We start from the raw sequence: 10,991 nt of genomic DNA on the forward strand, positions 1-10,991 counted from the left end.
CATGTTCAAACGACCGTCCACGCACTACGGCAAGTCCCCACAACCCGAGACCCCCTACCAACGCGCTGCTCAGCTCTGGGACGAGCGCATCGGTTCGGCTCGCGTGCAGGCGCGCAACTGGCGCACCATGGCCTTCGGTTGCCTGGCGCTCGCCGCGGGGTTCTCGGCCGCGCTCATCTGGCAATCCGCCAAAGGCTCGATCGTGCCTTGGGTGGTGCAGGTCGATCGTCTCGGCCAGGCGCAGGCTGTGGGACCTGCGGTCGGCGACTATCAGCCGAACGATCCGCAGATTGCCTTCTACCTGGCGCACTTCATCGAACAGGTGAGGTCGATCCCCGCCGATCCGGTCATCGTGCGGCAGAACTGGCTGCGCGCCTACGACTTCGCGACGCAGGGCGGGGCGCTGGCTCTCAACGACTATGCGCGCGCCAATGACCCGTTCACCAAGGTCGGCAAGCAGCAGGTCGCCGTCGATGTGTCGTCGGTCATCCGCGCATCGCCGGTGAGCTTCCGAATCGCCTGGGTCGAACGCCGCTATCAGGACGGCTCACTGGCTTCCACGGAGCGCTGGTCCGCCATCCTCACCATTGTCGTCCAGCCCCCGCGCGACGCTGATGCGCTGAGGAAGAACCCGCTTGGAATCTACATCAACGCCATCAACTGGTCGAAGGAGCTTGGACAATGATGCCCGTACTCTGCAAAGCCGCCCCCTGGGGGCGTCCGGTTTTCCTCATCCACGCAATGCCGGCCTTCCGCAAAATGGCCCTTCCAGCGCTTTTGCTTTGCACTTCGGCGCTTGCGGGCTGCGCCACCAGGCAGAAGCCGCCGGAGATTTCCTATGACGATCCGGTCCCGGCCGTGCATGCCGTCGATCCGCCACCGCCCGTCAAGGTGGTGGAGCTGTCGAAGCCGCTGCCGCTTCCAGGCCAGTTGAAGCCGGTCGGCAAGGCCGCAAAGCCCGACCCGGAACCGACCGATCCGACCGCGCGCGTGAACTTGGCCAATGCGGCCGCGCGCGTCCAGCCTGTCCGCAACGGCTTCATCAACTCGATGCAGGTCTATCCATTCGTCGATGGCGCGCTCTATCAGGTCTATGCCTCGCCGGGGCAGATCACCGACATCGCGCTCCAGCCCGGCGAGCAGCTCGTCGGTTCCGGTCCCGTCGCCGCCGGCGACACCGTGCGCTGGATCATCGGCGATACCGAGAGCGGTACGGGCGCGGCCAAGCAGGTCCACATACTCGTCAAGCCGACGCGCGCCGACCTTCTCACCAATCTCGTCATCAATACCGATCGGCGTACCTATCACATGGAACTGCGCTCGACGCCGTCGACCTATATGGCGTCGGTTTCCTGGCAATACCCGCAGGACCAACTCATCGCCTTGCGCAGGCAGAACCAGCAAGCTGAGGCTGCACAGCCGGTCTCGACAGGCATCGATCTTTCTCGCGTCAATTTCCGCTACGAGGTGACGGGCGATCGCGCACCGTGGCGGCCGCTGCGCGCCTTCGACGATGGCAAGCAGGTGTTCATCGAGTTCCCGCGGGGCATCGGCCAGGGTGAGATGCCGCCACTCTTCGTGGTAGGGCCGGAAGGCGACACGTCCGAGCTGGTCAACTATCGCGTGCGCGGCAACTACATGATCGTCGACCGGATGTTTGCCGCCGCCGAGTTGCGCCTCGGCGCCGGCAAGAACCAGAGGCGCGTCCGCGTCTCCCGCACCGATGGGGTAAGGAGCAGTCGATTTTCATGGATGCATGGCCCTGGTGAGACCCCGCCAGCGACGAACCTCCGAACAGGCAGGGGAGGGTCGTCATCATGAGCGACAAAATGGATCCCGGGAAGAAAGAAGGCCGGGGGCCGGCGAATGACGCCCGGCCGGAGGCACCGGTCGAGGATGACGCCCGGCCGTTGACAGGTGAGCCGGCCGCGGCCATGCGGCTGCGCGCCGAGCCGTCGCGCGTGACGCGTCTGTCCCGCAAGGCGTTGGCCGGATTGGGGCTCGCCGCTAGCCTCGCTGTCGGCGGTGCGCTGATTTACGCGCTTCAGAACCGTCAGCAAGGCCAGGGTCAGGAGCTCTATTCAACCGATAATCGTTCGACGCCCGATGGGCTCGCCGGTCTGCCAAAGGACTATACGGGCGTTCCAAAGCTTGGCCCACCGCTTCCCGGCGATCTCGGCCGCCCGATCCTCAACGCGCAGAATGGCGGCCCGGCGAACGGAGCGCCGTCGTCGGGCTCGGTCGGACCGGATCCAGAGGAACAGCGCCGGGAGCAGGAACTGGAGGCGGCGAGGACCGCGCGTCTGTTCGCGTCCACGCAAACGCGGCCCGCTAGTGACGCGACTGTCGCTCGAGCCACGACAGACACCATGCCACAAACCGATCTCGCCAACCTTGGCCTCGCGCCGCAGTCAGCGACGCCCTCGGCGCAAGACCGCCAACTTGCGTTCCTCGACCAGCCGCCTGACAAGCGCACCGTCTCGTCGGATCGTGTTGCGGCGCCGGCGTCGAAAAACGTCCTGCAGGCGGGCGCCGTCATCGCAGCTGCCCTCATCACTGGCATTCGCTCAGACCTGCCCGGTCAGATTACCGCGCAGGTGACGGAGAATGTCTATGACAGCCCCACCGGACATATCCGTCTCATTCCGCAGGGGACGCGCCTCATCGGCCAGTATGACAATGGGGTCGGCTTCGGCCAGCGTCGCGTGTTGCTGGTATGGACCAGGCTGATTTTTCCTGACGGCCGCTCCATCGTTCTGGAACGTGAGCCTGGCGCGGACGCTGAGGGCTATGCCGGTCTCGAGGACGGCGTCGACTATCACTGGGGCGAGTTGTTCAAGGCTGCAGCACTTTCCACGGTTCTGAGCATCGGCGCGCAAGCAGGCTCATCGGGCCAGGAGAGCGACATCATGCGCGCTCTTCGCCAGGGTGCTTCCGACAGCATCAGCCAGACAGGCCAGCAGATCGTCCAGCGGCAGCTCAACATAGCGCCGACGCTCACCATCCGACCGGGATTCCCGGTGCGGGTGATCGTCACACGCGATCTCGTGCTCGAACCTTATGGGGGGCTGAAATGGCCAAGCTGAAACTGGGGCCAATCGCTGACGACAAGCCTGTCAAGGTCATGGTGGAACTCCCTGCGGCACTGCACCGTGATCTGACGGCTTATGCCGAGATCCTCGGCCGCGAAGCGGGGCAACGGCCCGCCGATGCGCCGCGCCTCATCGTTGCGATGCTGGAGCGGTTCATTGCGACGGATCGAGGCTTTGCCAGGGCAAAGCGTTCGGAGGGTGGTTAGAGGCTGGACGACTGAAGTCAAACCGGGTCAGTCGCACCTCCCAGTCATGGCGTGACTTCAGAAATCGCGCCGCGGCGTCCCGAACTTCCTCCATTGACAGGGGTAGGCCCGGGTCGCGTTGCGGCCACCAGGTTTCTTGCGGTCCCAACCAGGCGCAGAAGCGCACGCTTTGGGTTCGATTCCAGCCACACCGCCTTAATCGAACTGATGCTGTGCTGACCGTCGATGGGTTTCCATACTGTAGCGTCGATGGCGACTGTCCTGGCAAAACCTTCGCCCGCCAGAGTAACGCCTTGACCGAGTTGCACCTTGAGGATGACCGTCGCTTCGCTCGCGCGACATATTTGAATAGCGGGGCCACCACCTGCGGCAATCTTTTCCAACAAAACCGGATCCAGCGGCGATCCGACCGAAACCAGCAGGCAGGTATCTGCAAGATCTGCCCATGTGACCGCAGACCTTTCAGCAAGCGGATGGTAACAGGGCAGGAGAATGAACAAGCGCTCGTGTCCAAATAGCTCGCTGCGGCATAAGGCGCCGTTCTCGAGCCCGTGCGTGAACACGATGTCAAGGCGCCGGCGACGTATTGCCGCCAGACACTGATCATGGGGAACGTCCTCGATGGCGATGCTCACGTCCGGATGCAAGCCGCGAAATCGATCGACAAGCCGCGCCACGAACGCCCGTCCTATCTGACCGCACAACCCTATCTTGACTGTTTTGGCATCCTGGTCGCCAGGACCACCTCCGGCCATGGCATCTTGCAACCCTTCATAATGAGCCCGGACGAGGTTAGTCCAGGCCCGGCCTGCTTCGGTCAGCCGAACGCCATGGACGTCGCGGTCAAACAACTGCATGTCCAGCAATTGTTCGAGAGCAACGATGTTGCGGCTGACACAGGATTCCCTCACCCTGAGAACTCTTGCGGCCTGCCTGAGGCTGCCATGGTCGACAGCCGCGAAGACATGGTCCAAACGACGCAACGTGTTGTTGACCTGTCTCAAGGCACAGGAGCCTATTCCTGCGCGGCGGCGACGCTAACCGGCAGGGTCGGATACAAGCTGGTTTCGTAGACGTACTCGTGCGGAATGGCCGGAGCGGCCATCTGGGAAAGGTATCGGTTCAGGTTTTCCTCGCTATTGCTCGCCGCGAGACTACAGAAATTTCCGCTGTTCCAGGTCAGGGCGCAGTAGCTGAAATGCGCGCGTATGGCGTCAGCCATCTTTGCCAAAGTCACCTCATTGCCGAACATCGTATTCAGAACGAGGGTTTGCTTTTTCTCGATTTCGTCTGGGGGAAAATAGCGCGCCTTGAAGCCGAAATCCTTCTGGTATTCGCGACGCCTGTAGTCCGGCTCCTCGGTTGCCCGGAACTTCTCGACGAAGACGAAGATTCCGTCCGGCTTGAGGTGCTGTGTCACGAACTCGATCTGTCCCACTCTGTTCGGCGAGTACATCTGAAAGGTCGTATCTTCCAGAATGATATCGAAACCGTGGGCGAAATTTGCCAGTCGCGGATCCGAGCCCAGGACGTCCTTTGTCAAATGATGGAAGGGACCAATGAAAAAGTCGGCGTGCGGTGGTTGGCCATAAGCCATGAAGCATTTGTAATTCTCCGCGTTCGGGCTGCACGACAGTGAGCGTACCTGCCCATCGGACAGTTCCGACAGTGTCCTCGCCATCGTGCCTTCCGCTGTTCCAAGGCTATATAGCGAAAGCGGACCACCACGATGCCGTGCGTATTTCAGCACTGCGTAGGCCATCCGGCACTCTTCCTCTAATCTGTAGGGAATGCTGCCGTGATAGTGCTGGTCGAAAAAACCTTGTCGTGCCGCATGCAGGCTGACCAAGCCGTGCAGCAGTTCATCGCTCGGCAGAAGGCGGGCGTCCGCGACGGGCTTGCGGATTGGCATCCCGCTCTTGCCAGCGGCGGTCGCGGCGAAAAAGCCGGCTAGTCGGTTGATCCGTGGGCCAGCGTCGCACTCAGCCAGAAAGTCGTCGAGTCCACGCATCGCAGTATGCCTCCAGCACCGTTCCGTTGGTGAGATGCCGATACGTCGATAGGGGAAATGCCACTAAGATAAGTGGGGTCTAATATTTCGCCTGGCTCAAGTATTGGCTGAGCCAACTCGTAGGCCTGCCGGATACAGACGGCTTTCGCTCGTTTGCCATTTTTTCGCTAAAGTCACATCTTCTACCAATCCAGAGTTATTTGCGCGTTGTTCAGCAACCAATGGTTCGCCACATCATGCGACGACTGGCCACTCGCCAGTAAGGAGGCTGTGGATACGTGAATACTCTTGCCCTCGACCCGACCGAGAATCGCCGCTCACGGCACCAATCCCTTGCCCACAAGTATGAGAGTTGGGGGAGCGTGCGGGCGGACGTAGTCAAAAGAACCGGGCTTGAGCGTCAGGAGACAAGGCTCCTCCAGCCAAACCATGTGTTCTTGATGAACCTGAAGGGCACGGCGTCCCGCGGAGAAGACATTGTGGATGGGCGCCGGATTGCCTTTTTGCCGCGCCGGGCCGGTTCGATAATCTTCATGCCGGCCGGCAGTGATTGGAATGGATGGGACGAGGGGGAAGCGACCGCTTCCTATCTCCTGGTCTCGATTGAAAAAGGGTTCGCCGACGAGGTGTTTGCGGGAATGGCTCGCCATCGCCCGGCAGTGCTGCCGCCTTCGATCGGGTTTCGGGACGGCACTGCAGAGTTGGCGTTGCAGAGGATTGCTTTGGAGCTCAAGCAGCCTGACCCCATCAGCGCAACCATGGTGGAGTGCCAGGCCACGCAATTGCTCGGCCAAATGTTAAGGTTGAACGGCGTCCATCAGGAGCCGGCAAAAGGCGGTTTGTCATCGTTCGATCTCAAGCGGGCAGTGGACATGATCGAGACGTTGTCGGACGGCAGACCTACGCTGGCCGATCTGGCAAAAGAAATTGGGGTTAGCCGGTTCCATTTCTGGAGGGCCTTCAAGCAGTCGACAGGCATGACGCCGCACGCATTCATTGCGCAGCGACGGTTGGAGCAGTCCGCGGACATGCTGCGATCGACCAATCTGTCGGCGACGGAAATCGCGATGGAATGTGGTTTCGGCAGCTCCAGCCATTTCGCGACCGCCTTTAAGCGGGCTTTCGGTGCGGGCCCGACGGAATTTCGTCGTAAGTGGCGAATCTAGGTCGCCGCTTGTTGTTCTCAGCAAGTATCGGAAAACCCCAACATCACAGTAAAGCAGGCTTGGCGGAAGAAGGTATCCATCGGCGGTCAGCTCGGATACGCCGCTCATGTCAAACCTGGTTCGAAATCATCATGCCAAAGGGCGGGCCGGCCGGTCCAATCCGTGCCTCGGATTCCTGGCCAGCACGCTATCGGCGGCCGTTGCCCGAAACGGCTTCTACATCGCCTCCGCCTGGATTGTCGTCGAGCGAGGATACGGAACCGCCGGCGTCGCGACGTTCCTTGCGATCGTCAGCGTTGTCGAATTCATCGCGAGCCCATTGGCCGGCGTAGCGGCGGATCGATTTGACAGGCGGTGCTTGAACGTTGCGGCAGACCTCAGCCGCTTTCTCGTTATGCTGGCTACCGCTTGCGCGCTCCTCTACATGGACGTGTTTCTGATCATCTGTCTGTCAGCGGCCCTCTTTTCGTTTTGCGACCGTGTCGCCCTTACGAGCTCTCAATCAATGATCCCCGTGATAGCTGACGGCCGCGATCTTGTAGCCTCGAATTCCGCCGTCTTCTTCGTCATGCAGGTCGGCAATCTCGGCGCAGCTCTGCTTGCAGGGGCTTTGCTGCATGAGCGCTCCCCAGCCCTACCATTCACCGTTCTTGCTGCTTTCTTCCTGTTTTCAGCGGGTTGCCTAGCCTTGATGCGGCTGCAACCGGTTTCGCTCGATGTCCGCACCGCCAAAATCTCGGCAGCCCAAATCGATCTGAGCCTGCGCCGTCTCATTGTCGTCTACGCGCTTCTCTATACAAGCGCGGTGCTTGTCAGCGTCGTGGGATCTAGCTTCGTCCAGGAGCAGAAGGGTACTGCCGTGGATTTCGGCTACCTCGAGGCTGCATGGTCGGCGGGCTCACTGATCGGTGCGGTCTCTCTATTCCGGATTGAAAGATCGATGAGCACTCATGCGCTCCATCTCATGCTTTTGGGCTTAACGGCGCTGGTACTCATGGCGCTGGCATTTCTGCCCACGCCCTGGACAGTGATCCTTTTTGCCGCGCTCGGATTTATATACAATCTTGGACGCGTCAGCGTTGAAGTCACATTGCAGACGCGTGTGTCGGATTATCTGTTGGGCCGGGCAAAAGGCATCATGCATAGTGTGGCCGTGGTGCTCGGATTACTCGTGTTCGGCATCGCCGCCGCAGTAGGAAATCGAGCATTTCCTTCGACGATTTTCTTCAGCTTTGGCGTAGCGCTCCTCATCAGTGTTTCGTGTTTGAGCGTCAGTGTCGTTCAGACGCAAGAAAAAGGTGAATCGTGAGGTGGAAGAGCTAACAGCAGGCGTAGATGCGAAACAGGCAGTCCTGGGGTCGCTGACGGCACTCTACCCCTGGATGAGCCCATACCATTCCCGGCCGATCCGCGATTATGCGTTTCGCCTGTTTACGGCGCCGGCTTCGGTTCCCATGCCAGAAATCCGGCTCCCAGCCTTCACCAAACTACTCGACATCATCAGGAAGGCAGCGACACGAAACGGGTTGTCTGCCGATACCGCCTCAGAAATCTGCAGGGATTTCGAAAGGCGCCGCGTGTTGCAGACAGGCCCTCATTTGTTTCTCCTCATGGAGCCAGAAGCCTATTACACGCATATCTTCAGCCTCCTTGGTCTCTCGGCGCACGGGTGTTCGACCTACGTTTCCTACGCCGTTTCGACGGTGAATCTCGTCGAAAAGCCACGCAAGGGGCCAGGCTGGCTCACCGTTGACGGGAAGCCGGTCAACGTCTTTGGCCTGAGCCGAAGCCGGATGATCGGGTACAGCCTGCTAGCCGGGCGGGGACCCTATAAGTTCGAGTTGTTACCGACGGAACCAAACACTGGGGGCGACGCGCTCACGCTGCTTCGTGCCCTTCTGCCGAAGACGCAATTCGAGCGGCCCGCGCATGCCATCAAGGCAGCCAATCTTACGCTTTGGCCAAAAATGTTCGGAGGCCACTTTTCCTTCCTGCAGATCGACGACGAGGACATCGCCGACCTGGTGGCCGACCATCTGTCGGACGAAAATTCCTGGCTACACATGAGACTGCTGGAAGACCCGAAGTTCGCCTCCAATATCCTTGCCGGCCTCGACGCGATCGCGTCCGGCCCCTGGAGTGGCTGGCTCGCGCGCGGTACCGATTTCTTCTGGTTCTATGAAAATGGCAAACGCCTTCCGCTGCGTCTGGTCGCCGGAGAACTCATCGATCCCGCGACCGGTATGAAGGTGGCGTGCTTCACAGCCCCCGATATCCTTGAGCGGCTGGCAAATCGCAGCCTTGTCCCGAATCTCCTGCTGATGTTTCTGGTTTTGTCGATCCTGCCCGGCGTGCGCGCGCTTGGAGGCAGCTATCAGCCGATCTATTACCCCCTGATGCGCTATGTCGTCTCCCGGGCGCTCGAGGCCACAGGCGTGGATGAAGATCTTCAGCAGGCTCTCGCAAGCGACGACGTACCGGGTGCTTGGGGACATCGGGTAATTGAGTGTGATGATGATCCGCTCGAGGTATTCCTGAAGGGCAGGAACGGCGCGATGAGTGATCTCATCGGCCGTTTGGGCGACATTTCCTTCGCCGAGGCTTGTGGAAGCATGAAAGGCTTCGTGACAGACCCGTCGTGGAATGAACTTCACAGCCGACTGCGGCAGGGGTTGGTCACGCCGTCCGATGCGGAATGGGCCTTTTCCTGAAATGTTTTATGCGCTTCCGCAACTGGCATGCGTGTGCCGGTTTGCGAACGGTTGCTTCGCGCCTGATTTCGGTCGTTCGGGACGCGCTGACGGTTTCCTGAAAAGGTGCCTGTCCGTTCAGCCTATTGTCTGGCGAGGAGATCGGCACAATTCGGCATCCGCCATCGTAGCCGTAATTCGTCATCTCTCACCGGGTTGACAATCGCTCCTCAGGCGCCATGCTGCAGTGCAACATGGCTAGCTACGAAACCAGCATCATCAAGTCGTCGCGCATCGTATGCCTGGACGGGCTTCGCGCGCTTGCGGCGATCTGGGTGCTGGTCGGGCACTGCCTGCTTTTGACCGGCTGGCAAATTCCGATCGTCGGCGAGCCGGATCTCGGCGTCGACCTGTTCATCATGCTGTCCGGCTTCCTGATGGTGTTCCACTATCAGCTGCGCCAGGAAAAGGAGCCTTGGCAAAGATCGGCAACCTGGCTCAAATTCTGGACGCGCCGCTATTTCAGGATCGCGCCGCTGTTCTATGTCATGCTTTTCCTGGCGCTGGCGCTTGGCCCCTATCTCTACGATTGCAGGATCATCATCGACGATTTCCTCTCCAGATCGCACCAGGCGCCGGAACGCTACCTCGACGGCAGCCTGAAAAACATCGTTGCCCATCTCACGTTCCTGTTTGGGCTGGTGCCGGACCTCGCCTATCGCACGCCGCTGCCTGACTGGAGCCTGGGGCTGGAGATGCAGTTCTATGCCGTGTTCCCGGCCGTCATGCTGCTGGTGCGCAGGCTGGACTGGATCAGGAGCGCCCTTGTGGTCGCGGCGGCCGGCTGCGTCATCGTGTTTGCGATGCGGCTGTTGTCGATCCATTTTCCGATGCCGTCCTTTCTGCCGCTGAAGATACAGATATTCCTGTGCGGGATGCTGCTGGCCGGAGTCGTGCATCAGAGCCGACCGAGGCCGTTCCTCTATCTGGCATTGGCCATGCTTTTGGCGGCGCTGCCCTTTGGCGGCGACCAGGGGCTGGGCAAGCTTCTGGTGCGTGAAGCGCTTGTGGCGGGCTTCTTTGCGCTGGTTCTCTACCGCATGCTGCCTGGAAGGGCGGGAATGTTGGCGCGAGCGATCGCCGTGACGCTCAGCAACCGGTTCTTCCACCTGATGGGCGAGCTTTCCTTCAGCATCTACCTGAGCCATCTGCTGGTGCTGCAGCCCGTCGCGGCGTTCGTCATCAGTGAGTTCGGCCACGAACTGTCGGCGCCGCTGCGCTTCGCCATCGTCGTTGCCGTTGTGCTGCCGACGGTGACGTTGCTGTCCTGGATCACCTACACTCTGATCGAGGTCCCCGGCCAGAAGGCGGGCCGCTTCGTTGTCCAGCGCTTTGGCCGGAAAATTGCGCCGGTGCTCGAGAAGACCCCGGCGGAGTAGGGCGCCAAGCGCGGCGCATAACCACTGACGTTGCCTGCTCCCCCTGAGGGCGTTAGTAGCCCGCAACCGGAACATCACATGTGCTGGTGCATTGCTAGTGAACGCCAATTCGACTGGGGCGAAAAATGCATCGCGGGATCACAAATGCATGGGCAATGGTGCGAGAAGCCGTCGTTGGGTTCGTCAACGACAATGCTCTCAGCCATGGCGCGGCAATCGCTTTTTATGCCACAACATCGTTGGCGCCAATTCTGCTCATCGTGGTTGCAATTGCGGGTCTCGCATTCGGTCACGAGGCAGCCCAAGCGGCATTGTCCGCCCAAATCACAGGGATGATGGGTACAGAAAGCGCAAATATCCTGCAAACCGCACTGAAGAGCGCATCCG

The 10,991-nt window shown here is 60.5% G+C and carries 10 protein-coding genes and 1 pseudogene; 9 read left to right on the forward strand and 2 right to left on the reverse strand.

Annotated elements, in window-relative coordinates; all coding sequences use genetic code 11:
- Position 1 precedes the first annotated feature (1 nt).
- Genes trbF through NKJ80_RS30480 form a run of 4 tightly spaced genes read left to right on the forward strand, consistent with a single transcriptional unit; the run spans position 2 to position 3,298 of the window.
- A complete protein-coding gene (gene trbF / locus NKJ80_RS30465; protein WP_023697518.1) occupies positions 2-685 on the forward strand; it encodes a conjugal transfer protein TrbF in 684 nt (227 codons plus the stop codon).
- Positions 682-1,821: a P-type conjugative transfer protein TrbG gene (gene trbG, locus NKJ80_RS30470; RefSeq protein ID WP_023697519.1), complete on the forward strand. Its 1,140-nt coding sequence runs from the start codon at positions 682-684 to the stop codon at positions 1,819-1,821. Before trbF ends, trbG begins: the two co-directional genes overlap by 4 nt.
- A complete protein-coding gene (locus NKJ80_RS30475; RefSeq protein WP_023673789.1) occupies positions 1,818-3,086 on the forward strand; it encodes a TraB/TrbI/VirB10 family type IV secretion system protein in 1,269 nt (422 codons plus the stop codon). Before trbG ends, NKJ80_RS30475 begins: the two co-directional genes overlap by 4 nt.
- Positions 3,074-3,298, forward strand: a complete 225-nt coding sequence (locus NKJ80_RS30480) for a DUF2274 domain-containing protein (protein WP_023673788.1) — start codon at positions 3,074-3,076, stop codon at positions 3,296-3,298. The genes NKJ80_RS30475 and NKJ80_RS30480 overlap by 13 nt, the downstream gene beginning before the upstream one ends.
- Positions 3,299-3,342: 44 nt before the next feature.
- Here NKJ80_RS30480 and NKJ80_RS30485 read toward each other — a convergent pair whose 3' ends face one another.
- Positions 3,343-4,302 (reverse strand): LysR family transcriptional regulator, encoded by a 960-nt coding sequence (locus NKJ80_RS30485; protein WP_084013102.1) that lies wholly within the window; start codon positions 4,300-4,302, stop codon positions 3,343-3,345.
- Positions 4,303-4,313: 11 nt separating this feature from the next.
- Positions 4,314-5,309, reverse strand: a complete 996-nt coding sequence (locus NKJ80_RS30490) for a class I SAM-dependent methyltransferase (protein WP_352498912.1) — start codon at positions 5,307-5,309, stop codon at positions 4,314-4,316.
- 440 nt (positions 5,310-5,749) lie between these two features.
- On the opposite strand from NKJ80_RS30490, the gene NKJ80_RS30495 reads away from it, so the two are divergent.
- The 5 genes and pseudogenes from NKJ80_RS30495 to NKJ80_RS30515 form a co-directional block, all read left to right on the forward strand.
- Complete coding sequence (locus tag NKJ80_RS30495) at positions 5,750-6,475, forward strand: helix-turn-helix transcriptional regulator (RefSeq protein ID WP_286456774.1); 726 nt, start codon at positions 5,750-5,752, stop codon at positions 6,473-6,475.
- Between the two features lie 106 nt (positions 6,476-6,581).
- A complete protein-coding gene (locus tag NKJ80_RS30500; protein ID WP_023806978.1) occupies positions 6,582-7,784 on the forward strand; it encodes an MFS transporter in 1,203 nt (400 codons plus the stop codon).
- On the forward strand, positions 7,750-9,186 hold the full coding sequence (locus NKJ80_RS30505; protein ID WP_352498913.1) for a hypothetical protein: 1,437 nt from the start codon (positions 7,750-7,752) through the stop codon (positions 9,184-9,186). The genes NKJ80_RS30500 and NKJ80_RS30505 overlap by 35 nt, the downstream gene beginning before the upstream one ends.
- 233 nt (positions 9,187-9,419) lie before the next feature.
- Positions 9,420-10,604 (forward strand): acyltransferase family protein, encoded by a 1,185-nt coding sequence (locus NKJ80_RS30510; RefSeq protein WP_031203341.1) that lies wholly within the window; start codon positions 9,420-9,422, stop codon positions 10,602-10,604.
- A 125-nt stretch (positions 10,605-10,729) separates the two neighbouring features.
- Positions 10,730-10,991 (forward strand): annotated as a pseudogene (locus NKJ80_RS30515) (YhjD/YihY/BrkB family envelope integrity protein); the annotation flags it as partial.

Origin of the sequence: Mesorhizobium sp. M0030 (genome assembly GCF_040323695.1) — a bacterium.
Classification (GTDB): Bacteria; Pseudomonadota; Alphaproteobacteria; order Rhizobiales; family Rhizobiaceae; genus Mesorhizobium.

What these genes read in the sequence shown, in the direction of transcription:
- NKJ80_RS30480 (WP_023673788.1), top strand. Translation starts at nt 3,074, where the DNA reads ATGGCCAAGCTGAAACTGGGGCCAATCGCTGACGACAAGCCTGTCAAG.
- NKJ80_RS30510 (WP_031203341.1), top strand. Translation starts at nt 9,420, where the DNA reads ATGGCTAGCTACGAAACCAGCATCATCAAGTCGTCGCGCATCGTATGC.
- NKJ80_RS30475 (WP_023673789.1), top strand. Translation starts at nt 1,818, where the DNA reads ATGAGCGACAAAATGGATCCCGGGAAGAAAGAAGGCCGGGGGCCGGCG.
- trbF (WP_023697518.1), top strand. Translation starts at nt 2, where the DNA reads ATGTTCAAACGACCGTCCACGCACTACGGCAAGTCCCCACAACCCGAG.
- NKJ80_RS30490 (WP_352498912.1), bottom strand. Translation starts at nt 5,309, where the DNA reads ATGCGTGGACTCGACGACTTTCTGGCTGAGTGCGACGCTGGCCCACGG.
- trbG (WP_023697519.1), top strand. Translation starts at nt 682, where the DNA reads ATGATGCCCGTACTCTGCAAAGCCGCCCCCTGGGGGCGTCCGGTTTTC.
- NKJ80_RS30500 (WP_023806978.1), top strand. Translation starts at nt 6,582, where the DNA reads ATGTCAAACCTGGTTCGAAATCATCATGCCAAAGGGCGGGCCGGCCGG.
- NKJ80_RS30495 (WP_286456774.1), top strand. Translation starts at nt 5,750, where the DNA reads ATGAACCTGAAGGGCACGGCGTCCCGCGGAGAAGACATTGTGGATGGG.